This window comes from Bacillus canaveralius, assembly GCF_002860125.1.
GTDB lineage: Bacteria > Bacillota > Bacilli > Bacillales > Cytobacillaceae > Bacillus_BJ > Bacillus_BJ canaveralius.
The window spans coordinates 1-24061 of the sequence record NZ_PGVA01000002.1; the positions used below are offsets into that span (position 1 = coordinate 1).

Here is a 24061-nt window from a genome sequence, read left to right on the forward strand (position 1 = left end):
GAAAGTCCGTATAGTCCACCTATGAGTAAATTAAGAGTGTTAGGCAGAATGGCCTATGACACTTTATTTGTAACAAAAGTTCCTGCGGCTTATAAATGCATTCGTTCTTTTGCCAGTTCTTCAAATAAAAAAGTTATAAATTTTATTAATTCAATTAAGGGTACGGGTAACGATGCAAAGAATATATTTAACTACGAACTCTTAAAAAAGGATTTAAAATACACAGAAAGATACGGATCTCAAGCCCGAAAGGAATTACAAGATGGTAGAATTCGTTATTATGGTGAAATACAACCAGCGACGAAACCTGGTGAAATGATTGGACGAAGGACAGTCCAAGAATTAAATCCAAGAACAGGAAATGTTAGGACTTGGCTTGAAACTTTAGATGGTTCAGGTAAAATTAGACAAGTGAGGCCACAACTTGGAGCCGTTAAGAAACATTATATGTTTGATGAAAGTGGAAATCTAACTAAAAAGTGGTGATATTTTGGAACCAACAGTTGAGGAAATTATTAAGCGACTAAACTTAGTATTAAATGGGTCATTAACTAGAGAAGAAGTTTCAAATTGGGCAGAATATTGGACCCGAAAGTTCATGGATGAACAGGGATTAAGTGAGCGAAAACTGTTAGTATGGAAGTACTTGGATGTTGTTTCCGGCATTGATTTAAAAGATTCCCCTACAAGTTATTTGCATACTTTTGAGGACATTATGGAATGGATACAAAGTTTCAAAGAATAGTAAAACGGACCTTGATTGGCTAAATGCCTTTCAAGGTTTTTTACTTTAGTTTAGATTAAATCAGCAAAATATTTGAGTGGGACAATATGAAAATGATTTGTTTAAGAATCGAGAGCTCATGAAGGTAGTACCATCATGGAGTTTGCTTTTAATGCTAGGATAGAGTGACAAGTACGATAATTAGGCGAGATGACATTTTACATGGCGGGGGTAGTTTTACATGGAATAGCTAATAAATTAACGAGAATGACAAAGCTCGTGGCGATAAACAATAGAATGCGTAAAACGGTTCCTAGTATAGCCTAGGGCAAATAAAAATAGGGTTGTAATTTTTAAAGAGACGGTCGTATAATACTCGCTATTCGTTTAAAAAGCGTTACATAAATTTTAATTTTCGTAACGGGAGGGTGAAAAATTGAACGTTGTCGGGTATATACGAGTTTCAACTCAAGGGCAAGCAAGAGATGGATACAGCTTGAAGTATCAAGAAGATGAAATCAAAGCATATTGTGAAGAACAAGGCTTGAACTTGATACATATTTTTAGAGATGAAGGAATTAGTGGCGCAAAACTGAATGAAGAAGCATTAGAAATTGACAGGGTGGGCTTACAGGAGATGTTGGCTCACCTTTCGTCTGTCCAAATAGATTATGCGGTGGTGCTGAACACAAGCCGATTATGGCGGTCAGATATTGTGAAAGTACTGATACAACGAGAGCTGAAGAAATATGGCTGTGATATTAAAAGCATTGAACAACCCTTTTACAGTATCCATAAGAAAGACCCAAATGATTTTTTAGTCAACGGCTTAATGGAGTTATTAGACCAATACCAACGGCTTGAAATAGCACTGAAACTAACGAAAGGAAGAAATAAAAAAGCGAAAGAAGGTGGTTATGCAGGAGGAAGGGCTACCTTTGGCTATACCAAACAAAAGGGTGAAAAAAAAGAACTAAAAATACATAACGGGCATGCAGAAGTAGTAAAAAGATTATTTCAACTTAAACAAAAATATAAAAAATGGTCACTGTCTAGGTTGGCAGAAGCTCTAAATGAGGAGGGTTATCAAACAACACAAGGTAAAGCATTTACCAAAGTACAAGTGAAACGCATTTTAGACCGACAGAGCTTTTATCAAGGGATTTATACATACGGACAAATACAAGCAAATGGGAAACATGAAGCAATAATTTAAAAGGTTACTTAAAAAAGGGACTCATTTTCTTATAAGTTCTTCTGTAAGGTTGAAAATGGATAGGCTTTCGTACCAATGCGCACCGGATGGTGAACGCTCGAACTAAGGTTGCCGGCATTTTCATTTATTTAAATAGGGGGAAGAGAAAATGCACGAAAAACAGAAATACTTTTATGTCGGAGTGGACTTACATAAACAGCACCATGTGGCGGTTATTATTAATTGTTGGCAAGAGAAACTAGGTGAAATAAAGTTTGAAAATAGACCTGCCGCCTTCTCCACGTTTTTACTGAATATTGATAAACTGATGGAAGAAGGATTGACACCTGTATTTGGTTTAGAAGATGTAGGTGGCTATGGCAGATCGTTAGCACAGTTTTTAACCGATCATGGTCAGGTTGTCAAAGAAGTAAACCCAGCTCTTTCATACGCTGAACGAAAAAGCCATATGACCACACAAAAAAGTGACAGTTGGGATGCAGAATGTGTGGCACGCATATTGGTAAATAAACTTGACCAATTGCCAGACGCTAAACCACATGATTTATTTTGGTCAATACAACAATTAGTTACTAGAAGAAATGCATTAGTAAAGGCCCAAGGTGCTTTAAAGAACCAACTGCACATTCAATTGAGTCATCATTATCCAAGCTACAAAAAGTTTTTTTCAGAGGTAGATGGAAAAACAGCATTGGCTTTTTGGGAACGTTATCCTTCACCGTCTTGTTTAGAAGGTGTGAGTGTTAAACAGTTGACCACCTTTTTATTAGAAGTAAGCAACAATACATGTTCAGTAAAAAAAGCGAATGAAATATTGAAGCTAGTGAAAGAGGATGGGAATACAACAAAAGAACATCAAGAAACACGAAACTTTTTAGTAGAAAGCATTGTGCGCCACATTTTATTTGGAAAGCAGGAAATAGGCAAGGTGGAAAGAGAATTAAAAGAGTTAATGAGCTTACTAGACTTTCAACTAGACTCTATGCCAGGAATTGACCTTGTGACAGCGTCCGCTTTAATTGCAGAGATAGGTGATGTAAGACGCTTTCCAGATGCCAACAAATTGGCACGATTTGCGGGGATTGCGCCTGTTTATTTTGGTTCTGGTGGGAAAGGTAAGGAACAAAAAAGCAAACAGGGAAATCGGGCGCTGCACGCTTTATTTTACAACCTAGCAGTCCAGCAAGTGCAAGTAGCAAAAGGAAGTAAAGTTCCAAGGAATCCAGTGTTCCATGCCTATTACCAACGAAAGCTTAAAGAAGGCAAAACTAAGGGGCAAGCATTGGTTTGCATAATGAGAAGGCTTGTTAATATTATATTTGGCATGATGAAACACAAAACAGCCTATGAATTACCAAAAATGAAAGAGAAAGAAGTAGTTTAATAAGGTTATAAATGGCTGACTTTTTTATTTTTAGCTTTTAAGATTACAACATAGGGGTACGGGTAATGCTTTAGATGGGGTTAGAATAATAAATAAAAAATATGCAGGAGAAGTCTATAAACTAAGTGGTGATCTAGGCAAAAAGTATCCTGAAGGTGTCAAGTTTTCGAAAGATGGCTTTCCTGGTTTCAGTCCTTATTCAAAAGCTAAATTAGAAATAGAGGGATTAATCGGCGACCATTATTATGATTTTAAAAAAGCTAATGAGGTATTAGGTCTCAAAAATACTCCAGCAGGATATACATGGCATCATGTAGAAGATGGAAAAACAATGATGTTGGTTCCAAGTGAGATTCATGGAGCAGTAAGGCACACTGGTGGTGCTTCATTAATTAATAAAGGTCTAAGACCTTAGCAGAAATAGCGGAGGTGTTTTATGATTAACATAGTTTCAAATGAAGGATTTAATGAAAATGAATTAATCGCATTTTCTAAAAAAATTGGTTATGAGTTACCAAATGATTACATTGAATTTTTGCGACACCATAATGGTGGCTATGTAAAAAATAGCATTAGTAGTTATTTTAAAAATGGAGAGCAAAAGTTTATTTTGACATCTATGTGTGGATTAGGGTCTGACGATGATTTAATAAGCCAATTTGAAACATATAAAAATAGAATACCTAATACTTGTATTCCAATTGGAAGAGATGCAGGCGGGAATTTGGTATGTTTAAATCTATCAGAAGATAGATATGGATATGTTTACTTTTCGGATCATGAAGAAGAACTTAAATACGATGAAGGAAAAATAACTATTAATGATTTGTATTTTATTGCAGAAACATTTAATGAATTTTTAAATTCTATTGAGAGAGATGACATACAGGAATCAAAAGAAGAAGGATACAAAGTGAAAAAAGTATGGGTTGACCCAGATTTTTTAAAAGAGTTAGAAAACAACTCAGATAAATAGAGTAAGAATTATTAATTAATAAAACGGTTATCTTTCGGGATAGCCGTTCTTCTTATTTTTAGATTTTTATCTAATTTTGCATATGAAAATATAGGGATAAATAATTGGGTCAAAGTGAGTAATGTTACTTATGAAATTCATAACTCATGAAGGTTGTACCATCATGGAGTATCGTTTGAATACATGGAGAAATGAACAAGAACGAGAAAGGGGCGAGATGACTTTTACATGGCAGGGGTATTATGACATGGCATAGGCAATAAACTAATGAGATCGTACAAGCTCATGGCGATAAACAAAGGGTATTATGAAAGTGTGTCCATTTACTAACTTGGCACAACATTTGTTGGAGCTGAAAAACTCTTCCTGGTTAAATAAGCTAAAACATATGAAACAAATAAAAATGTTTGAAAGAAAAATGATCGAACTATATAAAGGCAGTTATTCCCTCGACACGAATAACGATAAGACGCTTATTTGGTTATATGAATATTACAGCTCCCAGGGACAAATGGAAAAATCAATGGCCGAGGCCGCCCGTTTTCTCGCGAAAAAATGGAGTTTCGATATGGCGCAGTTATTATGCACAGCTCCTTGTGAATAAACATATTGAGGAAGAATTTCCAGACAAGGGCGATGAGCTTCAGAAAGCTGAAAAGCTGTTGCAGGACTGCCTGGACGAACAGCCTGGAAATGCCATTGCCCATTATTTTTTAGGCAAGCTGTATAACGATCTGAACCTTCTTCATAAGGCTGAATTCCATCTCGAAAAAGCGCTTAAAGCAGATTCAAAGGATTATGAGTTTATTATGAAAGCAGCCGGGTCTATGAGAAGCTGGAGCAATTTGAAAAAGCAGAGGAATTCGCAAGGATCTCCATTCAACTGCAACCTCAATTCCTACTGGGCTACAATCAAGTAAGTGTTCTTTGCCACCGCCAGGGAAAAACAGCCAAAGCACTTGCGGTTATTGACGAACTGTTAGAGATGGAAGAAGGATTTTTAATGGCCCACTATAATAAGGCATGTACTTATCCGTCCTTGGCTATGATGCCCTGGAAGCATTCGGGCATCTGAAATTTGCAGTGAAAAACATGGGAAATGACTACTTCAGAAATCTCGCCAGCTCAGATCCGGACTTGGATTGGCTGCGGATGAATAGTTTTACGGCAAAAAAGATGAAACAATTGCTGAAATAAGGTTCCAATGCGCAGTTGCATTAAAGCAACATAACAACCAGCAGGCCTATTTCCGACTTTGGCCTGCTTTCATTTGAATTTTTCGTATACTAAAAAACTGTTTGCCCGAATACACTTTCCGTAAAATGGTTTTTATGCTGCAGGTTCAAAATTAAATGTAGAGGAAGGAGGGGTAAATATGGTCATTGGAGAAATCAAGGAGATTATCCGCCATCCTGTCAAATCCTTTCGGGGCGAGAAGGTTGAAAAAACTACGATTCAATCATACGGTCTCTATGGGGATCGCAGCCATGCCTTTCTGGATGAAACAAGACCGGGCAAGTTTCTAACCGCGACCCAGCTTCCGGCCATGCTCATGTTTCATGCTGAATTTACCGGACCTGAAAGTTTAACAGAGTTCCCAGCTATTAAAATTCAATCTCCTTTTGGCCATACATATAAGTGGGGAGATACGGCATTGCATAAAGAGCTTGAGATGTTATCCAAAAAAACAATTGCGCCGATCCAGTATCGACCGGAGCATGTTCCACTCGGAGCAATTGAAGAAGAGCATCTATTACTCACAACGGATGCATCTCTTGCAAAGCTTGAAGAATTATGGGGAGATAAAGTCGACAACCGGCGTTTTCGCCCGAACATCCTGATCTCCCTCGTTGAAAAAATTCCCTTTACAGAGGATAGCTGGTTTGGAAAGCGAATGTTAATCGGGGAGGCGGAACTGGAAATAAAGAGGCACTGTGAACGATGCACGATCATAGCGATGGATCCTGATCATGGCACGCTTGATCTAACTTTATTAAAAACGGTCGTTCAAAAAAGAAATAATTATTTTGGCGTCTATGCCTCAGTATTGAAGACAGGAGAAATTAACGTGGGGGATAAAATTTCCTTGCTCGATAACATGTAACATACACATCTGTTTCCTCACATTCCCTGTATCGAAAAACGTAGATGATAGTATATTCCTAGTACAAAAGGAGGATACATCAACGCATGAATATGACCATTTCTGAAATCAAGAAATTGGCTTTAAAATCTTTACAGGGCAAATGGGGATTAGCCGTTCTGCTTACCTTTTTGTTATTTTTGGTGAATTCGGTTGTTTCAGCGATTGTTGAAGTCATCTTAAGCGGTGGCTTTAACAATTGGTTGTGGCAGGAACAAACCCCCGTTGCTGTGGATATCGCCAATATCGTAATCTCGATAGTGTTAATTCCGCTCACGATCGCAGCTACCTGGTTTTATCTCAACCTATCAAGATCAGAAGCTGCGAAAATTGCTCAAGTATTTGCGATCTATAAAGACGGAAAAACATCACTTAAGCTAATCGGAGCTTCTATATTGGTATTTATTTTTATCGTTCTATGGTCTTTATTATTGATTATTCCCGGCATTATAAAAGCTATCGCTTATTCGCAAACCTTTTTCCTGCTGAAAGATCACCCGGAGTATACCGTTATTAAAGCGATCACTGAGAGCAGACGGCGAATGAAAGGTTACAAGTGGAAATATTTCTTAATGCACCTGAGCTTCATCGGATGGGGAATTCTTGCCGTGCTTTCATTAGGGATCGGCTTTTTGTGGATTAGCCCTTATATCTCAGCTGCGTGCGCGACATTTTATAATGAATTAATTGATCAGCCAAAGAAAGATACTGTTCTTGTGAATGAATAAAAGCAAAGACTCAAAGTATGAAGGCTTGTAAACTTCGTATTTTGGGTCTTTTTTAGTTTCCTGATCGTTGCAAATTATGGCTGGGCTTATACACAACTCATTTTCACTTAGTTCCGAATTCGCTCATATATTCGGAATTTGGCTGATATATGGCGTTGCGCTCATAAATCAGTAGAACTTCTCATAAATCTGGCGTTCCGCTCATAAAATCGGAAAAACCTCATAAATCTGGGTTCCGCTCATAAACTCAGAAATTCGCTCATAAATCTGCTGTTGCTTCATAAAAGTCGGATATTCTCCCTCGCAGTTCTGCATTCCACTGGAAAAATTTCAAAGACCGCTTATAGGATCTGCTGTTGTGATCAATAATCCCGCCACGGTTCATAAAACTCTTTTTTCCAATCTTCATTTCTTTCGCCTCAATGCCTCTGCTTTTCACTTGATTCCCTGGATTACCCCAATTTAATGAACAGAAATCGGCTCTGTCAAGTATTCGATCGTAAATGCTCTGTTCCTTTTCTGGCTATAAAAAACAGCCGTTGCTTTACATTCGGGTTTGAACTTAATGGTTCCAAAGTCGACAAGGATCACTTAATTTCAGTGACAAATGATAGATCGTGATAACACATACTCTAGACAGAAAACAAGATAAAAATAATAACAGGCCACAAAGCTGAGATATCAAAAATCAACAATTTCTTTTAACAGAGCAAATCAACAAAAGTTGGCTGGGATTTTGATAGCACCGCGACCTTTACATGGATAATTTTAAAAGAAAACCCTCTTATATTTCGTATTTTTGTCATAGACTAATAGGGAATAATCATGTACAATGTTTTCAGAATATTGATTATCTTCATAAGACTCAAAATCAATTTGATCAATCCGAACAAGAGTAAAAATAGGGGGGCAAAAAGATGAGAAAAAGAAAAACAGCAGGAATTTTTATGTCTTTATTATTAATGGCAGGTGTAATCGCCGGATGTGGCGGTGGCGGAGAGAAATCATCAGGTGAAAGCGGTGGAGAGACGATTAAGATTGGTGCCAACCTTGAGCTTTCCGGGGGAGTAGCTTCATACGGCCAATCAATTAATGAAGGGCTTAAACTTGCAATTGAGGAGATTAATAAAGAAGGAATTGACGGCAAAGAACTTGAATTGGTGCCAGTCGACAACAAGTCCGAAGCTCCTGAAGCGACAAACGGAGCGATCAAGCTTGTCAGCCAGGATAAAGTTGCGGCCATTGTCGGGGCAGCAACAAGTACAAATACGCTTGGCCAGGTGGATATTGTCCAGGAAAACAAGATTCCGTTGATAACCCCGACAGGAACAAGTCCGACGATTACAAGTGCTGATGGTAAATTAAATGATTTTGTGTTCAGAACATGTTTTATTGACCCGTTTCAAGGAACCGTGGCCGCTAACTTTGCGACGAAAGATTTAGGTGTTAAATCAGCAGCTATTTTGATTGACAGTGCAAGCGATTATGCCAAAGGGCTTGCTGATTCCTTTAAGGACGCCTTTAAAAAGAATGGCGGAGAAATTGTCGGTGAGGAAGCTTATATCGCCAAGGATACAGACTTCCGTGCCACTTTAACAAGAATCAAATCAAAGAATCCGGAATTTGTCTTTGTACCTGGATACTATGAAGAAGTGGGTCTCATTGTCAAACAGGCGCGTGAACTTGGACTGGATGTACCATTCATGGGCGGCGACGGTTGGGATTCCCCGACGCTAGTAGAAATCGCCGGTGCTGAAGCGCTTGAAAATACGTATATTACAAACCATTATTCTTCCAATGATCCAGATCCAAAGATTCAAGACTTTGTAAAAGCGTTCCAGGCAAAATATAAAAATAAAAAGCCTGATGCGTTCGCAGCACTTGGCTATGACACTGGTTATTTCCTTGCCGATGCGATTAAGCGCGCCGGAAGTGCCGATCCTGAAAAAATCCAGAAAGCACTTGAGGAAACGAAGGATTTAGCGCTTGTTTCCGGAACGATGAATCTTGATGAAAATCATAATCCGATTAAATCGGCAGCAATCTTGAAGTATGTAGGCGGCGAACAACAGTTTGAAACAAAAGTAAACCCATAATAAATCAGCAGGAGCTGAGTTCGGAATAGGGGGGCCTTGTCCCCCTATTCAAGTTTTGTAGGGGGATTATAGTTTTTTCTAGACAGGAGTGCGGTTATGGAAATCATTCAACAATTAATCAATGGCATATCACTTGGCAGTATTTACGCATTGATCGCTCTCGGTTATACAATGGTATACGGGATTGTAAAACTGATTAATTTTGCCCATGGCGATGTGTTTATGGTCGGTTCCTTTGTGGGCTTTTATTCGATTACAATTCTGGAGCTTGGCTTTTTCCCGGCGATGCTGTTATCGATGGCTGTCTGTGCTATTTTTGGAGTATTGATTGAACGGATTGCTTATAAGCCGCTCAGAAATGCTACAAGAATTGCGGCGTTGATCACTGCTATCGGGGTATCGCTGCTTATTGAATACGGAGTCATATACATACGCGGTGCCCAGCCTGAAGCATATCCGGGTTCCGTTCTTCCTTCAACAAATCTTGAATTCGCCGGAATTACAGTTAGCAGCCAATCGCTGTTCATTCTCGGTGTCTCCGTTTTTCTCATGATTGTGCTGCAGTTTATCGTTCATAAAACGAAAATTGGGAAAGCAATGAGAGCCGTTTCCCATGATGCTGATGCCGCAAAATTAATGGGAATCAACGTCGACCGGACCATTTCCGCGACGTTTGCAATCGGTTCTGCCCTTGCAGGAGCGGCGGGAGTCATTTTCGGGACCTACTATATTAAAATTGAACCTTTAATGGGAATCATCCCCGGCCTAAAGGCATTTGTTGCTGCTGTTTTAGGCGGAATCGGCATCATCCCCGGGGCGATGATCGGCGGCCTTTTGCTGGGGGTCATTGAAGCTTTGGTAAGCGCCTCGGGATTTTCCTTGTTGCGTGACGGGGTGGCATTTATTGTGCTTATTCTGATCTTGATTTTCCGTCCGTCAGGCCTGCTCGGCAAAAATGTAAGGGAAAAAGTCTAGGGGAGGGCTGCATGATGGCAATTTTCAAACAAACAAAAGGCTTTTGGCTTTCAATGGCAGCGGCCATTGCTGTATTTGGCATTATCCAGTTCTTATTTATGAATGAACTTTTGAATATTTATTATGAAAATACGCTATTTTCAATTGCAATTAATATTATCCTCGCGGTCAGCCTTCATTTGATCATCGGGATTACCGGCCAGTTTTCAATCGGACATGCCGGCTTTCTTGCCGTCGGTGCCTATGCCTCCGCAATCATCACGATGAAATTGGGATTGCCATTTGGTTTGGCGCTAATCGTTGGCGGGTTGGCAGCAGCAGTTGCAGGACTGATCATTGGGATTCCTTCACTAAGGTTGAAGGGGGACTATTTGGCGATTGCGACTTTGGGGTTTGGTGAAATTGTCCGGATCTTCCTTTTAAACATTGACTATGTCGGCGGGGCGAGCGGAATGCGTGTTTCACCTTTAACGACGTGGCCATGGGTATTTTTTGCGATGCTGATAACGCTGTTGGTGATCAGGAACTTTACAAACTCAACCCATGGACGAGCCTGCATATCGATTCGGGAAGATGAGATTGCCTCGGATGCGATGGGAATCAATACAACCTACTATAAGGTAACTGCATTTGCCCTCGGTGCTTTTTTTGCCGGGGTCGCTGGTGGGCTTTTCGCTCACAACTTCTATATCATCCAGCCGTCAAACTTTGGATTTCTAAAATCGTTTGATATTTTAATCTTTGTTGTACTCGGCGGCCTCGGCAGTATGTCAGGCGCGGTGATTGCAGCGATTTTGCTGACGATCATTTCGACGTTCCTGCAGGACTACTCGGAGACAAGAATGATTATTTACAGCCTTGTTCTGATTGTAATGATGCTGTACCGTCCACAAGGACTCCTCGGAACAAAAGAAATTACATCCTTATTTAAAAAACGGAGATCTGTTGATGGGGGTGCGACAAATGACAGCAAAAACACCGTTGCTTAAGGTGAACAACGCAGGAATCCAATTCGGCGGCTTGAAAGCTGTTTCCAATGTGAATATTGAAATAAGAACCGGCGAACTTGTCGGGCTGATTGGTCCGAACGGAGCAGGGAAAACAACGTTTTTTAACTTGTTGACAGGTGTGTATGTGCCAACAGAAGGCGAAATCGTCATGAACGGCGACAAGCTGAACCACCTTCCACCATACAGAATCACCAGAAAAGGAGTAAGCAGGACCTTCCAAAACATCCGCTTATTCAGTGAACTGTCGGTTCTTGATAACGTAAAGGTTGCGTACCATTCGCTCGCCAAGCATTCGGTTGCGGCGTCTTTGTTGCGCCTGCCTTCGCACTTCGCCGGAGAAAAGGACATGGAAGAAAAAGCAATCGATTTCTTGAAAATTTTCAACCTTGAGCGCTTTAAGGATGAGAAAGCAAAGAACCTGCCTTATGGACAGCAGCGCCGTTTGGAAATTGCACGGGCGCTGGCTGCTTACCCGAAGCTGCTACTATTGGATGAACCGGCAGCAGGGATGAATCCCCAGGAAACAAGAGATTTGATGAATTTGATTGCCTTTATTCGTGAGAAATTCAGCCTGACTGTTTTGCTGATCGAGCATGATATGCAACTTGTCATGGGAGTATGTGAACGAATTTACGTCCTTGACCACGGCCAATTAATTGCCGAAGGTGTTCCCGAAGAAATCCGCAATAATCCAAAGGTGATCGAAGCGTATTTGGGAGAGGAGGTTTCATAATGCTCAAGATTAACGACATCAATGTATTTTATGGAAATATCCAAGCGCTAAAAGAAGTTTCCCTTAATATTGAACCAGGGGAAATTGTGACGTTGATCGGGGCCAACGGAGCGGGAAAGAGCACCTTGCTCAAAACGATATCAGGTTTGTTAAAACCAAAACAAGGGAGCATCGTCTTTGAAGGACAATCGATTGCCGGCAAGCAGGCCCAGATGATTGTCAAAAGAGGCCTTTCCCATGTGCCGGAAGGCCGCCGTGTTTTCTCCAACATGACCGTGGAAGAAAATCTTGAATTGGGAGCCTATCTTCGTAAGGATAAAGACGGGATTCGCAAGGATTTCGAGCGCGTATACGATTTGTTCCCGCGCATGTATGAACGGAGAAAGCAGCAAGCCGGGACGCTTTCGGGAGGGGAACAGCAGATGCTTGCGATGGGCCGGGCTCTAATGGCCAAGCCGAAGCTTCTCTTGCTCGATGAACCATCGATGGGGCTTGCTCCGTTGCTAGTGAAAACCATTTTTAAAATCATTGAAGAAATAAACCAGAACGGAACAACCATCCTCCTTGTTGAGCAAAATGCCCATATGGCACTGTCGATTGCCAATCGGGCCTATGTCATCGAAACAGGAAAGGTAGTTTTGTCTGGAACAGCGGAAGAACTCAACTCAAGCGACCAAATTAAAATGGCGTATTTGGGCGGGCATTAAGTTTGAACTACATTTACCTGGGATTAACTCCGTTTTTATTTTAAATGAAGTTCTTTTTTGAAAAAAGGAGATTAAAAGAGACAATCCAAGATAGCTTTGGTGATTTTTTTTTAAAATCCTTGATTTGCATTGGTGTATTCTACCAACATATTACAAATAATGAAAATATTATATTGTTAAAATACCTGGTTGGTATAAGAGGAAATTAATTAAGCGAAAAATCAAGGGAATTAAGCGAAACTTCGTGTTATTTAAGCGATAAAATCAGGAATTAAGCGAAAACCATCATTAATTAAGCGAAACGGTAATAGGCGAGATTTCCATCGTTCCAGAAATGTCATCCTACGTCTAAAAAAAAGTCTGGCATAACTTTTTTTCCCTGTTATAATGTTTTATGAAGAAATACAATTCATAAAAAGGTGGCCTTTATGGGGAATACTTGTAGGTTTGTTATTAACGCTGTAGGAAAAGGTGGAGAAACATACTATACCCACTGTCATGATAAACATGAGCTGGAAAAATGGATAGCAAACCATAAAGAGAAAATCATCATGGATGAATTAAAGATAACCGATAAAAAACAAAATCCACTGCTAAAATGGGTTTCTCTAATAAAATAAACCAAATCAAACGCCATTCCACTACGGAATGGCGTTTTTTAAAAGAACTTTGCCCTTACTGAAACATTCAAGAGAAATAAACATCCATTTAAATATGAAGAGAAAACTATGATGGACTACAGTTTGTCATGATAAAAGAAGCAGGCCACATCCTGCCTCTTTTCATAGATCCGCCATTTATTAAAAGACAGAAGTAAGTATTGATCTTTGGGTGAATGCTTTAAGTATTGGCTGAGGCATAGCTGGGGTAAATCTTGAGTTCCGCTCATAAATCTTGAGTTCCGCTCGTAAATCTCGAGTTCTGCTCACTCGCTGGAATCTTTCCTAGCATTTATTCATCTTTGGCAGTTGACCAGGAGGAGTATCAAGGACTTGGGGTGGTGCCGGTTTAAGATATGCCGGTTCTCCGTAAGGCTGCGGACATTGTACATATTGGAAGACACTGCAGCCATCCATGGTTGGTCCATACGCCCAGCGGCCTTTACTGCTTTCTTCTCCACGGGACAAATTAAAGAATTTATAGGAAAACTCTCTTCGTTCTCTGTCAATTGGGAAAGTACCAGGAGCTACTACTCCTTCTTTCGCTTCGATTTCTGCGATCGCGGCCATCCATGTATTCTGGTGCATTGTATCCCTTGCTATTAAAAAGGCGAGGCTATCTCTCACAGCAGGATCATCTGTAAGCTCGTATAACCTGGCAGTTTGCAGACGACTTTGTGATTCCGCCGCTAAATTTGCCCGGAAATCTGCCAGCAAATTACCGCTCGCAATCGTATATCGGCCATTCCATGGTACACCTTCACTGTCTTCAGGGAGCGCTCCAAGACCACTGGCAATCAGCTGCCTCGGACTCATCCCTCCCAACACGGCGTTGACAAAAGGGTCTTCTGCAGCCGATTCAACTTCCGAAGCTGGCGCGCCGTCGAGCAGCCGGGCGATTAAAGTGGCGACTATTTCAACATGGCTTATTTCTTCGGTTCCTAAATCCAGCAATAAATCACGGTACTTTTGCTCTGCCCGGCAATTCCATCCTTGCAGAAGATACTGCATCATCACGGTCATTTCACCGAATTGCCCGCCTAATATTTCCTGCAGTTGTCTTGCAAAAGAGGGATCTGGACGTGTTGGTTTCGCTTGATATTGCAGTTCTTTGATGTGATAAAACATACCCAACCTTCTTTCCAAATTTAGTTTGATTGTGCAATACAATGTATCGTATGAAGAAAGAAGAGTATTTATGATCACTAACAATGGTATGTAACACCTGCCCTATCCATTGAAAAAAGAGGCAGCATCTGCCGCCCCTTCCTGAGTCTTTATTGAGAAATATTGTGAATACCAGTATTGGCTTTAACGAGAATTTCGTCAAATTTCTTTGCATCTTCCTTCTTCGAAGAGAGGAGAGTCCCGACAATAGCACCAATAAATCCAAGCGGGATCGAGATGATGCCCGGATTAGTCAGGCTGATCAGCGGTTCACCGACAAGGATTGCCGCGCCCTCAGGAGACCAGATGTTAGGACTAATAATCACAAGAAAAATAGAGCTGAACAAACCAACCAGCATTCCGCTGATTGCTCCAGCTGTATTGAAACGCTTCCAAAAGATCGTTAACAAAATAATTGGCAGGTTGGCACTGGCCGCTACCGCGAATGCAAGCGCAACAAGAAATGCGACATTTAGCTTTTGGGCAAACAGCGCCAGTAAAATAGACATAATTGCAACGCCGATTGAAGCCCAGCGTGCTGCAACAATTTGCTCTTTTTCGGTAGCCTGGCCGCGGCGGACAATATGGCTGTAAAAATCATGGGCAAAGGCTGAGGCTCCGGATAGAACAAGACCTGCGACAACTGCCAAAATCGTTGCGAATGCAACCGCCGATACAAACGCAAACAGAAAATCTCCGCCTAAAGCTTTTGCCAGCAATGGCGCCGCCATATTACCGGCAGCATTGGCCGCAACGATCTCGTCATATCCGACAAACGCGGCTGCTCCGAATCCAAGGAAAATCGTCATCACATAGAAAGCGCCAATAATCCACGTTGCATAAACAACAGACTTCCGGGCCGTAATCGCATCTTTTACGGTAAAGAAGCGAATCAAAATGTGTGGCAAGCCAGCCGTGCCTAAAATCAACGCAAGATTTAACGAAATGTTATCGAGCGGATTCGTAAATTTGTTGCCTGGATTTAAGTAGGCTTCCCCCAATGGAGTAGCAGATTTCATCTGTGTAAACATATTCATCACGCTAAAATCAAATTTGGCGAACACAATGACGGAAATAATGAAGGTTCCAATCATCAATAGCATCGCTTTGACGATTTGGACCCAGCTTGTTGCTGTCATTCCTCCAAACACCACATAAACGGTCATCAATACACCGACGATTAATACCGAATAAACATAGTCAATCCCAAGCAACAGATGAATTAATCCGCCAGCGCCTACGAGCTGGGCGATCATATAAAAGATTGAGATTGTGATCGTATTGAGGGCAGCAACACCGCGTACTTTTTTATCATCAAAACGAGCGGCAATCATGTCAGCCATCGTATATTTTCCAAGATTGCGAAGCGGCTCGGCAACAATGTATAACACGACCAGATAAGCAACAAGAAAGCCGATGCTGTAGAAAAACCCGTCAAATCCGGAAAGTGCGACCATCCCGGCAATACCAAGGAAAGAAGCAGCCGACATATAATCACCGGCAATTGCGAGTCCGTTTTGCCAGCCTGTTAAGCTGCTGTCGGCTGTATAAAAATCACTGGTCGTCTTCGTCCGCTTTGAAGCATAATAGGTAATGACCAGTGTTAGGCCAACAATCAATAAGAAGAGTGTAAATGCCAGCGTGTTCATGCGTTTTTCCTCCTTGCACCCCTTGTTTCTTCAATAACTTCCTCAACAATCTTGTCAAAACCCGCTGCTTTATTCGAATAAATAATACAGAGAGTCCACGTCATGATGAATTGTGCAAAGGCGAACACCCACGCCCAGCTGATTGCCCCGACAGCAGGATTGTTTAAAACCTTTGAATACGCTGTCAAAATCGGAAGAGTAAAATAAAAAGCGAGAAAAAACAAAGAAAAAGGCAGAATGAAATTCTTCTTACTCTTTAGCAGCCTCTGAAAAGACGAGGATTTAGCAATCTTCGAATAATCGAGTGATGCAGCCCATTGTTCCCTTTTTAGATCGGTTACACTTTTTTGATTTAATCCCATACAAATCCCCCTTTGAACGTAAAATGCGCAGGTATGTCCCTGGCAAATTTAATACAGTCTCTATTATATTATTATCTGAAAAATTTGTAAATTCTAAACCATATGAAACTTTCGACACATAGCTAAAATAGTGATTAAATAGCTTAAATTGCTAGGGTGAGATGTGCTTAAACAGTTTGTGGAAAGTCAAATTTTGCTATGTTGCGATACGTTTTTTTCGCAACATTAATCTGTTCGGTCTATATTTTATGCAGCATTATTTAACGTAAACTGACTGCATTATCGGAAATTCTGCTTTAACATAGTATTTATAACGGTTATGATTAAATTAAAAATGGCAAAATAATCATTTAGGAGTGATTGTGTGAACCAGACAGAAAATTCCGGCAAAGTCGTGACATTTTCGATACCTGTAGTAATGGTGAATTCCCTTTTGTTATCGATCTTGATGATGATCATGACTGCAGTTCTCCACAGTGCATTTCACGGGACGGCCAATTTTACAGTCACTACTTTAGGATTTATCCTTTTCTCTCTTTGTTTAATGGTTCTCGTCATCGTTCATGAATTTTTTCATATGATTGGCTTTCACTTTGCTGGAAAAGTGCCGTGGAATGAGATAGCATATGGGGTAGATTTCAAAAAGGGGATTGCCTACGCGCACAGCAAGCAGATGATTACGGTAAAAGCGATGAAAATCGCTTTATGGCTGCCGTTTTTAGTAACGGGCCTGTTGCCGTTTGTTATCGGCGTCATGCTTGACGAAGTTTTTCTGACACTGCTCGGCGCCTTTTTGATAGGCGGCTGTACCGGGGATTTTGCGTTTATTTTTAAGATCCGCAAGTACCGCTCAAATACACTCGTTAAAGACCATCCAACCAAACCGCAATTTACGGTTTATGAACAATAAACAAAGGAGAGATCATGATGGATTCAATTGAAAAGATTACAACGGAAGAACTGAAAAAGAAGCTCGAATCTGGAGATAAATTAGAGCTTGTCGATGTCCGGGAGGATGAAGAAGTCGAGCAAGGAATGATTCCGGGAGCAAGGCATATTCGCATGGGTACGATTCCGGACAACCTCGATAAGTTTGACAAAGATACGGAATACATCTTCATCTGCCGTTCAGGCAGACGGAGCGAAAATGTCTGCTACTATATGAAGGACCAAGGCTACAATGTTCGCAATATGGTTGGCGGCATGCTCGAATGGGAAGGGGAAACAGAATAAAAACACGGAAAGCCGGTTCTCACTGTGAGAGTCGGTTTTATTTTTTGCTTCAGTCTTGCTGCACCGAGCACAGTTCCATCCATGGATATTTCGACCATGCCTTGAGAAAGCTATAGGAAACTGTTTTTGATTTAAAGGAGAGCTTGCATATGTTAAGCTTTTGGGTTGTTTTGTTAGTAACGTTGATTCTGTGTTATGCGTTGCGCAGAGATCCTGATATATATTTGTTTTTGGGAGTGACTCATTGGCTTTTTGTGTCGATTGTGATCCAGCTGCCAATGTTTTTAATGGAATACAACATGAACGCCATAGAAATTATGAAATCTCCGCTCAGTTTTATTACGTACCATTTTGTACAAATCTTTACGATTCCGGCTTTGTTTTTGTTCATCTATCTGCACTATACCGAACAGGCAGCAAGCAGAAAGCTTATTCTGTTATTTCTCCTGTTACTGCTGTGCATTGGCGGCGAGAACATGTTCGTGGCAGACGGTGTGCTCGTTCACAAGGAGTGGAGTTTCCTTACGAGCATGGTGTATTGGGGTAGCGTGATCGCCCTCTACTATATGTTTGCCTACTTTGTTGATATGGCTATCCGAAAGGAGCGCACTCGACATGCTGCTGACGCCGATCCGCTTTGATGAGAATGAGTGGTTTGTTATAATTACCGGTTTGGGCTTGATCTTTTTCTGCAAATGGTTGAAAAAGCCGTTACCAAAGCTAGTAATCGTGACGATTTCTATGTATTTCTTTTTTCTTGGATTAACTGTTGACCACATCATCGGGGCAGATCATCCGTTTAATTTATACGATACGATGGATCGTTCCTCCATTGATATCTTTGATTTAATCGTTTACGGTTGGCATTATCCATTCTACGGCTACTGCTTTTCCCTGATAATTTATCAGTTCAAGCCCAAGGACTTAAATGCGGTCTTATTTGTCTGTGGCTGGTCGACCTTATCAGTCACACTGGAGGTGATTGCCGTTTACTTTTCTGTATTCCAATACCTCAGGTGGCATCAGATTTATTCCTTTTTCACCTATCTGCTTGTTTTTGGCACCAGCTATGTTTTTATAAAAAAATTGTTTCATTCATATCAATCAAAAATCGCTCCTTTTTAGTGGAAAAAGTATAAAAAATGAGTTGGCTGTTAAAACTGGTAAAAAAAGAGATTGAAAGGGAGAGGGCTTTGATACAAGTAAAAGTATTTGATCAGGAGCATGAAAAAGATTTAGAGTATGATATGAATCGTTTTTTGGAAAGATTGGATGAAAATAAACTTGTCGATATTAAGTATAACGTGGCAGCGATGCCTGAAGATGACGAAGAAGAACAAATCTATTGCTTTTCCGCGATGGTCATTTATCGAGCCTGACATGGTGTCAGGCTCATTTTTAGTGTAGGCACATTTTCCAATTTTGAAGGCTTTCTCTAAGTCGGTCAACAAGGCGTTTCGCTTAATTATTCGTTGGTTTCGCTTAATTCCGGGGAGTTTTCTCTTGAATAACCGTTGGCATCGCTTAATTCCTTCCATTTTTCGCTTAAATAATTTCCAATCGATTTTCTAATCCTGTCGATTCAACTGCCTCATCTGGAAAGAGCGAATTCGGCAGCGTTTTTCCCGGCTAGCCGGCCTGTGACAAGGGCGGAGGTGATATTATACCCGCCTGTGTAACCATGGATATCGAGAATTTCACCGCAAAAATAAAGCCCATCCATCAGCTTGGAAGCCAACGTTTGCGGTTCAATTTCCTTAATGGACACGCCGCCGCCTGTAACAAACGCTTTTTCAAGAGGAAGCGTTCCGTTAACTTCAAATTGAAACTGCTTAATGTTTTTCACAAAAGTGCGGATTTTTTCATGTGAAATAACCGCACCCTGTTCATTCGCATCGATTTCGCTTACCTCAAGCAAAAATAGCAAATACCGTTCCGGAAGCAAGCCTTTTAAGATATTTTTGACTGCTTTCTTCGGTTCACTTTTGATAAGAGCAGAAATTTCCTGAAAAAGCGGTTCCTCTTTTTTTTCAGGAAGTGCATCGAGGTTCATCGTCACCTCATCTAGCTTCCACTTTTCCTTTGCTTTAACAACAAACTGGCTGCAGCGTAGGACCGCCGGGCCGCTGATCCCGAAATGCGTGAAGATCATGTCCATTTTATGCGTCACGAGCGGCTTGCCTTTCGGGTTGAGCACGCTTAACGAAATATCGCGCAATGACAAACCCTGCAAGGTTTTTTCCTTAATAAATGGTTCCCTCGACGTGATTGGCACCTCGGTTGGAAACAGGTTCGTAATCGTATGCCCGGCTTTTTCAGCCCAGGGATAGCCATCCCCTGTCGATCCTGTATGGGGAACCGACTTGCCGCCTACTGCAATCACGGCTGCACTGGTATGGATTTTTTCGCCGCTAATCAGCTCAATGGCAGAAGTGCGGTTATCCTGATAATGAACATCTTTGACTGGACAGTTTGTTTTGATCTCAACCTTCAATTCCTTTAGCCTTCTTAATAACGCGTCAACTACAGACTGAGCTTTATCTGAAACTGGAAACATCCGGCCATGATCCTCTTCTTTCAGCTCGACGCCAAGTTTTTCAAAGAAAGCAATAATATCTTCATTGTTAAAAATAGAGAACGCACTGTATAAAAAACGGCCATTACCAGGGAGATGCTTGATGATTTCGTCGATCGGCAGCCGATTGGTAACATTGCAGCGGCCTCCCCCGGAAATTGCCAGCTTTCTCCCGAGCTTGTCTCCTTTATCAATCAGCAGAACTTTAGCCCCCTGTTCGCCGGCCGAGATCGCAGCCATTAACCCCGATGGTCCGCCGCCCACGATTGTGACATCGTATTTCATCATTTCACCAACTTCGTCATTTATCTACATATTTAAACATTTCCATCTTAGCATGAAAAAAACCGGAAAGTAAAAACCAGCTTTTCCGGCTGCAACTGGCGCAGAGCACAAAAGAGATGTAAACTACTAATAGTGCAATTTTTTTATAAATATACCGCAACTGGCTTTGCTTTTTTAGAAAAAAACGGTTGTGTCATATATAGAGAGGGATTTTATGTCGTCTAAACTTTTGCGCGGAACCTTTATTTTAACTTTGGGCACGATTCTCTCCAAGGTTCTCGGTCTATTATATGTAATACCGTTTTACGATATTGTCGGGGACCAGGGGACGGCTCTATACCAATATTCATATATTCCATACACCATTTTTATCAGCATCGCGACAGCCGGTGTGCCGCTCGCTGTTTCAAAATTTATCTCAAAGTATAATGCTCTGGAAGAATATGCGGTCAGCAGGAGGCTCTTTAAATCAGGGCTCGTTGTCATGGCAATCAGCGGCATTATATCGTTTGTAATATTGTATTTCGGAGCGCCGGCACTGGCTGAGATTATTATTAATGATAAAGATTTTGTTTCCAGTGTCGCTGATGTTACCACAGTAATCCGGGCTGTCAGTTTCGCCTTGATTGTTGTGCCGTTTATGAGCCTGATCAGGGGATTTTTCCAGGGCCACCAATCAATGGGTCCTTCAGCTGTTTCGACGGTTGTCGAACAAATCGTCCGGATTGTCTTTCTTTTAGCAGGAGCATTTATCGTCTACAAAATGATGGATGGAAGCCTGACGTCTGCGGTCAGCGTGGCGACGTTCGCCGCATTCATTGGCGCGATCGGCAGCCTTTTTGTCCTGTTATGGTACTGGTACAAACGAAAGCCGCATCTTGATGAGTTATTGACGCATGATAAGGCAACGGTCGATATTTCGCTGCCGGACATATATAAGGAAATCATTATTTATGCAGTACCGTTTGTGCTTGTCGGAATCGCCAACCCGCTCTTTCAATTTATTGATTTGCTGACCTTTAACAGGGCGATGGCGACAATTGGCCTGGCGAAACAATCAGAAACTGCTTTATCGATTTTAAATTATCAAACTCATAAGCTTGTGATCATTCCCGTGTCACTGGCGACCGCTTTTTCGCTGACGCTTGTCCCGAGCATCACAAAGGCCTTTGTTGAGAATGATCGGACCAGCTTGAACCGCCAGTTGAACCAAACATTCCAGGTCATGCTGTATTTAACACTGCCAGCTGTTGTTGGACTCTCACTGCTCGCGGAACCAGCCTATACGTTGTTTTATAAACATGATCCGCTTGGAACGCAGGTCCTGGTGACATATGCACCAGTAGCCATTTTATTTGCACTCTATTCGGTAACCGCGGCGATTTTACAAGGAATAAACGAACAGCGTTTTACCTTGTTAAGCTTGCTTGTCGGCCTGCTTGTAAAATTAAGCTTAAATATTCCGCTGATTAAAGTTATGGAAACGCAGGGTGCAGTTTTAGCAACAGCGCTCGGCTACACAGTAGCCATTTTAATTAATATGTTCGTGATTAAGGCATTTGCCCATTATCGATTTCGGCTTGTGTTGAGACGCGGCTTGCTAATCGTGTTGTTTACGGGGCTGATGCTGGCTGCCACTGCTGTTACTTACAATTTGGTGACGCTGGTGCTTAGTCCGGAGACAAAGATGCAATCGGTCATAATCTTAGTCATTTGTGCCACCGTTGGAGCCGGAGTTTATTTTTACTTAGGCATGCGTTCCAGACTTGTCTACTTTTTATTTGGCGAAAGAGTGGACAAGATAAAAGGGAAGCTGAGATTGCCGATGTGAATGCCGTCACCTGCTGTTGGCTTGAATCACGATTATGCTTAAGGAGTGGGGTTTAATCCCAAGGCACATTAAAAACAGGTTCCCCAAATCGGGAACCTGTTCTTTTAGTAACTGAAGGTATCTGTTTCGTCACGGTAGCCAAGCTGTCTCTCAATCCGGTCGAGCCTGCGGTTGATGCGGTCTACTTGTCGGTTGAGCCGTTCAACTTGGCGCTCAAGGCGGTCGATACGCTGGTTGGCGCCCCCGCCTGGATAACCTGGATAACCACCCGGATAGCCTGGAGCCGGGAAGTAGCCTTCTGTACCTTGTTGACGATAGTTATAATGCACTCTCACCACTCCTAATCATGCGATTTTAAAATCATGATAATAGTCTATTCAGAGCCGTTTTTTTGGTGAGTGAAGTTCTGCTTTTATAACTTTACCATTGGCGAACGCCCAGAAATCTGTGGAGGTAAAAAAATGAGGATTGATAAAATGCTGGCAAACCTCGGATATGGAAGCCGAAAAGACGTGAAAAAGCTTTTAAAGGACGGAGCAGTCCTCGTTAACGATGAAAAAATCAAGGACCCGAAGCACCATGTAAATCCGGAAACAGATACCGTAACCCTGAATGGGGAAGTGATCGAATATAAGGAATTCATTTATTTAATGATGAACAAACCGCCCGGCGTCATTTCCGCAACAGAAGACAGCCAAGATCAAACCGTGATTGACCTGCTCGAAATGGAGGACCAGGTATTTGAACCGTTCCCGGTCGGCAGGCTTGACAAGGACACGGAAGGATTGCTGTTGCTTACAAATGACGGGCAGTTAGCGCACCGGCTGTTGTCCCCGAAAAAGCATGTGCCGAAAACATATTTTGCGGTTATCGATGGAGAGGTCACTGCAGGGGATATTGAAGCGTTTAAAAAAGGTGTTACACTTGATGACGGCTACCTGACAAAACCGGGTGAGCTCGTCATTCTTAAATCGGGGTTGAGGTCGGATATTGAACTGACAATAACGGAAGGTAAATTTCATCAAGTGAAGAGAATGTTCCAGGCGGTCGGAAAGCGGGTTGTTTATTTAAAGCGGATTTCGATGGGTTCGTTAGTGTTAGATGACAGCCTTGATCTTGGGGAGTATCGCGAGTTGACTGAGGAAGAGCTTGAAGGGCTGATAGAACATTAGCGGGGTTTAACGTAATTGGGCTTTTTATACTATAAAACGAGATTAGACGATCAAAATGATGTTACACTATGGATAATCAAGGGAGGTATCTCTTATGAAGATGGATCCGCCTTATCCTGACAAAGTGTCGTATGCAGAGTATTTAACATGGAATGATGAAGAAAGATATGAAATTATCGATGGAATACCTCATCTGCAGGTTGCACCTTCACGCCGGCACCAGCCGAGAATGTTGTTGAGCAATATAATCTGGATGATAATGGTGTGTTCGCAACATCACTAGTACTCGGAGAAGAAGATACGCTTTGTACACATACTTTTCCTGAATTTCAAATTGAATTAAGAAGCATATTTTCTTAGAAAAACCTTGTTAAAATAGCAAGGTTTTTCTTTTTTGTGGCATCAAGAAATTCGGGTTCCATTTAAGACCAAAAAA

Annotated in this window: 30 protein-coding genes; 24 read left to right on the top strand and 6 right to left on the bottom strand. The window is 41.4% G+C overall.

What is annotated here, in order from left to right; translation table 11 throughout:
• From CU635_RS23155 to CU635_RS00980, 10 genes are all read left to right on the top strand, one after another.
• A partial coding sequence (locus CU635_RS23155; RefSeq protein ID WP_219620167.1) for a hypothetical protein occupies positions 1 to 486 on the top strand: 486 nt, incomplete at its 5' end.
• A gap of 4 nt (positions 487 to 490) precedes the next feature.
• Positions 491 to 745, top strand: coding sequence for a hypothetical protein (locus tag CU635_RS00940; protein ID WP_245917248.1), 255 nt, complete (start codon positions 491 to 493; stop codon positions 743 to 745).
• 415 nt (positions 746 to 1160) lie between these two features.
• Positions 1161 to 1940, top strand: coding sequence for a recombinase family protein (locus tag CU635_RS00945; protein ID WP_101575303.1), 780 nt, complete (start codon positions 1161 to 1163; stop codon positions 1938 to 1940).
• Between the two features lie 148 nt (positions 1941 to 2088).
• Positions 2089 to 3324 (top strand): IS110 family RNA-guided transposase, encoded by a 1236-nt coding sequence (locus CU635_RS00950; RefSeq protein WP_101575304.1) that lies wholly within the window; start codon positions 2089 to 2091, stop codon positions 3322 to 3324.
• Between the two features lie 229 nt (positions 3325 to 3553).
• Positions 3554 to 3739: an HNH endonuclease signature motif containing protein gene (locus tag CU635_RS23695; RefSeq protein WP_245917258.1), complete on the top strand. Its 186-nt coding sequence runs from the start codon at positions 3554 to 3556 to the stop codon at positions 3737 to 3739.
• 21 nt (positions 3740 to 3760) lie between these two features.
• On the top strand, positions 3761 to 4300 hold the full coding sequence (locus CU635_RS00960) for an SMI1/KNR4 family protein (RefSeq protein WP_101575306.1): 540 nt from the start codon (positions 3761 to 3763) through the stop codon (positions 4298 to 4300).
• A gap of 596 nt (positions 4301 to 4896) precedes the next feature.
• Positions 4897 to 5220, top strand: a complete 324-nt coding sequence (locus tag CU635_RS00970; RefSeq protein ID WP_101575308.1) for a tetratricopeptide repeat protein — start codon at positions 4897 to 4899, stop codon at positions 5218 to 5220.
• A complete protein-coding gene (locus CU635_RS24275; protein WP_373270843.1) occupies positions 5136 to 5375 on the top strand; it encodes a hypothetical protein in 240 nt (79 codons plus the stop codon). The genes CU635_RS00970 and CU635_RS24275 overlap by 85 nt, the downstream gene beginning before the upstream one ends.
• Positions 5376 to 5675: 300 nt before the next feature.
• Entirely contained in the window at positions 5676 to 6404 is a 729-nt protein-coding gene (locus CU635_RS00975; protein ID WP_101575309.1) for an MOSC domain-containing protein, read from the top strand.
• Between the two features lie 86 nt (positions 6405 to 6490).
• A complete protein-coding gene (locus tag CU635_RS00980) occupies positions 6491 to 7171 on the top strand; it encodes a DUF975 family protein (RefSeq protein WP_308303480.1) in 681 nt (226 codons plus the stop codon).
• A gap of 259 nt (positions 7172 to 7430) precedes the next feature.
• Here CU635_RS00980 and CU635_RS23160 read toward each other — a convergent pair whose 3' ends face one another.
• Positions 7431 to 7580, bottom strand: coding sequence for a hypothetical protein (locus CU635_RS23160; protein WP_180955485.1), 150 nt, complete (start codon positions 7578 to 7580; stop codon positions 7431 to 7433).
• Positions 7581 to 8088: 508 nt separating this feature from the next.
• Between CU635_RS23160 and CU635_RS00990 the strand changes: the two genes are divergently transcribed.
• The 6 genes from CU635_RS00990 (at position 8089) to CU635_RS01015 (ending at position 13312) form a co-directional block, all read left to right on the top strand.
• Positions 8089 to 9267, top strand: coding sequence for an ABC transporter substrate-binding protein (locus CU635_RS00990; protein WP_101575311.1), 1179 nt, complete (start codon positions 8089 to 8091; stop codon positions 9265 to 9267).
• Between the two features lie 96 nt (positions 9268 to 9363).
• On the top strand, positions 9364 to 10242 hold the full coding sequence (locus CU635_RS00995; RefSeq protein ID WP_101575312.1) for a branched-chain amino acid ABC transporter permease: 879 nt from the start codon (positions 9364 to 9366) through the stop codon (positions 10240 to 10242).
• 14 nt (positions 10243 to 10256) lie between these two features.
• On the top strand, positions 10257 to 11231 hold the full coding sequence (locus CU635_RS01000) for a branched-chain amino acid ABC transporter permease (RefSeq protein ID WP_101575313.1): 975 nt from the start codon (positions 10257 to 10259) through the stop codon (positions 11229 to 11231).
• The gene (locus CU635_RS01005) at positions 11206 to 11985 is read left to right on the top strand and encodes an ABC transporter ATP-binding protein (protein WP_101575314.1); all 780 of its coding nucleotides are present in this window, start codon (positions 11206 to 11208) and stop codon (positions 11983 to 11985) included. The genes CU635_RS01000 and CU635_RS01005 overlap by 26 nt, the downstream gene beginning before the upstream one ends.
• Positions 11985 to 12692 (top strand): ABC transporter ATP-binding protein, encoded by a 708-nt coding sequence (locus CU635_RS01010; protein WP_101575315.1) that lies wholly within the window; start codon positions 11985 to 11987, stop codon positions 12690 to 12692. Before CU635_RS01005 ends, CU635_RS01010 begins: the two co-directional genes overlap by 1 nt.
• A 428-nt stretch (positions 12693 to 13120) precedes the next feature.
• Entirely contained in the window at positions 13121 to 13312 is a 192-nt protein-coding gene (locus tag CU635_RS01015; RefSeq protein ID WP_101575316.1) for a hypothetical protein, read from the top strand.
• 324 nt (positions 13313 to 13636) lie between these two features.
• Here the strand turns inward: CU635_RS01015 and CU635_RS01020 are convergent, their stop codons facing one another.
• From CU635_RS01020 to CU635_RS01030, 3 genes are all read right to left on the bottom strand, one after another.
• Positions 13637 to 14479: a manganese catalase gene (locus CU635_RS01020; protein ID WP_101575317.1), complete on the bottom strand. Its 843-nt coding sequence runs from the start codon at positions 14477 to 14479 to the stop codon at positions 13637 to 13639.
• Positions 14480 to 14628: 149 nt separating this feature from the next.
• Entirely contained in the window at positions 14629 to 16167 is a 1539-nt protein-coding gene (locus tag CU635_RS01025) for a solute symporter family protein (RefSeq protein ID WP_101575318.1), read from the bottom strand.
• Positions 16164 to 16529: a DUF485 domain-containing protein gene (locus CU635_RS01030; RefSeq protein WP_101575319.1), complete on the bottom strand. Its 366-nt coding sequence runs from the start codon at positions 16527 to 16529 to the stop codon at positions 16164 to 16166. The genes CU635_RS01025 and CU635_RS01030 overlap by 4 nt, the downstream gene beginning before the upstream one ends.
• Before the next feature lie 364 nt (positions 16530 to 16893).
• Between CU635_RS01030 and CU635_RS01035 the strand changes: the two genes are divergently transcribed.
• From CU635_RS01035 to CU635_RS01055, 5 genes are all read left to right on the top strand, one after another.
• Positions 16894 to 17439, top strand: coding sequence for a DUF3267 domain-containing protein (locus tag CU635_RS01035; protein WP_245917250.1), 546 nt, complete (start codon positions 16894 to 16896; stop codon positions 17437 to 17439).
• 17 nt (positions 17440 to 17456) lie between these two features.
• Positions 17457 to 17762: a rhodanese-like domain-containing protein gene (locus CU635_RS01040; protein WP_101575320.1), complete on the top strand. Its 306-nt coding sequence runs from the start codon at positions 17457 to 17459 to the stop codon at positions 17760 to 17762.
• A 149-nt stretch (positions 17763 to 17911) separates the two neighbouring features.
• Positions 17912 to 18403 (top strand): hypothetical protein, encoded by a 492-nt coding sequence (locus CU635_RS01045; RefSeq protein WP_101575321.1) that lies wholly within the window; start codon positions 17912 to 17914, stop codon positions 18401 to 18403.
• Positions 18378 to 18887 (top strand): hypothetical protein, encoded by a 510-nt coding sequence (locus CU635_RS01050; RefSeq protein WP_101575322.1) that lies wholly within the window; start codon positions 18378 to 18380, stop codon positions 18885 to 18887. Before CU635_RS01045 ends, CU635_RS01050 begins: the two co-directional genes overlap by 26 nt.
• Before the next feature lie 68 nt (positions 18888 to 18955).
• Positions 18956 to 19141 carry a sporulation protein Cse60 gene (locus tag CU635_RS01055; RefSeq protein ID WP_101575373.1) on the top strand — a complete coding sequence of 62 codons (186 nt, stop codon included), beginning with the start codon at positions 18956 to 18958 and terminating at the stop codon, positions 19139 to 19141.
• A gap of 212 nt (positions 19142 to 19353) precedes the next feature.
• On the opposite strand, the gene CU635_RS01060 is transcribed toward CU635_RS01055, so the two are convergent.
• Positions 19354 to 20622 (bottom strand): BaiN/RdsA family NAD(P)/FAD-dependent oxidoreductase, encoded by a 1269-nt coding sequence (locus tag CU635_RS01060; RefSeq protein WP_101575323.1) that lies wholly within the window; start codon positions 20620 to 20622, stop codon positions 19354 to 19356.
• A gap of 214 nt (positions 20623 to 20836) precedes the next feature.
• Here CU635_RS01060 and CU635_RS01065 point away from each other — a divergent pair, with 214 nt between their 5' ends.
• Positions 20837 to 22453, top strand: coding sequence for a putative polysaccharide biosynthesis protein (locus CU635_RS01065; protein ID WP_101575324.1), 1617 nt, complete (start codon positions 20837 to 20839; stop codon positions 22451 to 22453).
• 104 nt (positions 22454 to 22557) lie between these two features.
• On the opposite strand, the gene CU635_RS01070 is transcribed toward CU635_RS01065, so the two are convergent.
• Positions 22558 to 22782, bottom strand: a complete 225-nt coding sequence (locus CU635_RS01070; RefSeq protein WP_101575325.1) for a hypothetical protein — start codon at positions 22780 to 22782, stop codon at positions 22558 to 22560.
• Positions 22783 to 22914: 132 nt separating this feature from the next.
• On the opposite strand from CU635_RS01070, the gene CU635_RS01075 reads away from it, so the two are divergent.
• Both CU635_RS01075 and CU635_RS01080 read left to right on the top strand, forming a co-directional pair.
• Positions 22915 to 23625: a pseudouridine synthase gene (locus CU635_RS01075; RefSeq protein WP_101575326.1), complete on the top strand. Its 711-nt coding sequence runs from the start codon at positions 22915 to 22917 to the stop codon at positions 23623 to 23625.
• 94 nt (positions 23626 to 23719) lie between these two features.
• A complete protein-coding gene (locus CU635_RS01080) occupies positions 23720 to 23908 on the top strand; it encodes a hypothetical protein (RefSeq protein ID WP_101575327.1) in 189 nt (62 codons plus the stop codon).
• Positions 23909 to 24061: the final 153 nt, after the last annotated feature.

Bases quoted from the DNA above. Each gene is read 5' to 3' on its own strand.
- CU635_RS00950 (WP_101575304.1), top strand. From the start codon at position 2,089: ATGCACGAAAAACAGAAATACTTTTATGTCGGAGTGGACTTACATAAA.
- CU635_RS00960 (WP_101575306.1), top strand. From the start codon at position 3,761: ATGATTAACATAGTTTCAAATGAAGGATTTAATGAAAATGAATTAATC.
- CU635_RS00975 (WP_101575309.1), top strand. From the start codon at position 5,676: ATGGTCATTGGAGAAATCAAGGAGATTATCCGCCATCCTGTCAAATCC.
- CU635_RS00980 (WP_308303480.1), top strand. From the start codon at position 6,491: ATGAATATGACCATTTCTGAAATCAAGAAATTGGCTTTAAAATCTTTA.
- CU635_RS23160 (WP_180955485.1), bottom strand. From the start codon at position 7,580: ATGAAGATTGGAAAAAAGAGTTTTATGAACCGTGGCGGGATTATTGAT.
- CU635_RS00990 (WP_101575311.1), top strand. From the start codon at position 8,089: ATGAGAAAAAGAAAAACAGCAGGAATTTTTATGTCTTTATTATTAATG.
- CU635_RS00995 (WP_101575312.1), top strand. From the start codon at position 9,364: ATGGAAATCATTCAACAATTAATCAATGGCATATCACTTGGCAGTATT.
- CU635_RS01000 (WP_101575313.1), top strand. From the start codon at position 10,257: ATGGCAATTTTCAAACAAACAAAAGGCTTTTGGCTTTCAATGGCAGCG.
- CU635_RS01005 (WP_101575314.1), top strand. From the start codon at position 11,206: ATGACAGCAAAAACACCGTTGCTTAAGGTGAACAACGCAGGAATCCAA.
- CU635_RS01010 (WP_101575315.1), top strand. From the start codon at position 11,985: ATGCTCAAGATTAACGACATCAATGTATTTTATGGAAATATCCAAGCG.
- CU635_RS01015 (WP_101575316.1), top strand. From the start codon at position 13,121: ATGGGGAATACTTGTAGGTTTGTTATTAACGCTGTAGGAAAAGGTGGA.
- CU635_RS01020 (WP_101575317.1), bottom strand. From the start codon at position 14,479: ATGTTTTATCACATCAAAGAACTGCAATATCAAGCGAAACCAACACGT.
- CU635_RS01025 (WP_101575318.1), bottom strand. From the start codon at position 16,167: ATGAACACGCTGGCATTTACACTCTTCTTATTGATTGTTGGCCTAACA.
- CU635_RS01030 (WP_101575319.1), bottom strand. From the start codon at position 16,529: ATGGGATTAAATCAAAAAAGTGTAACCGATCTAAAAAGGGAACAATGG.
- CU635_RS01040 (WP_101575320.1), top strand. From the start codon at position 17,457: ATGGATTCAATTGAAAAGATTACAACGGAAGAACTGAAAAAGAAGCTC.
- CU635_RS01045 (WP_101575321.1), top strand. From the start codon at position 17,912: ATGTTAAGCTTTTGGGTTGTTTTGTTAGTAACGTTGATTCTGTGTTAT.
- CU635_RS01050 (WP_101575322.1), top strand. From the start codon at position 18,378: ATGCTGCTGACGCCGATCCGCTTTGATGAGAATGAGTGGTTTGTTATA.
- CU635_RS01060 (WP_101575323.1), bottom strand. From the start codon at position 20,622: ATGAAATACGATGTCACAATCGTGGGCGGCGGACCATCGGGGTTAATG.
- CU635_RS01065 (WP_101575324.1), top strand. From the start codon at position 20,837: ATGTCGTCTAAACTTTTGCGCGGAACCTTTATTTTAACTTTGGGCACG.
- CU635_RS01075 (WP_101575326.1), top strand. From the start codon at position 22,915: ATGAGGATTGATAAAATGCTGGCAAACCTCGGATATGGAAGCCGAAAA.
- CU635_RS01080 (WP_101575327.1), top strand. From the start codon at position 23,720: ATGAAGATGGATCCGCCTTATCCTGACAAAGTGTCGTATGCAGAGTAT.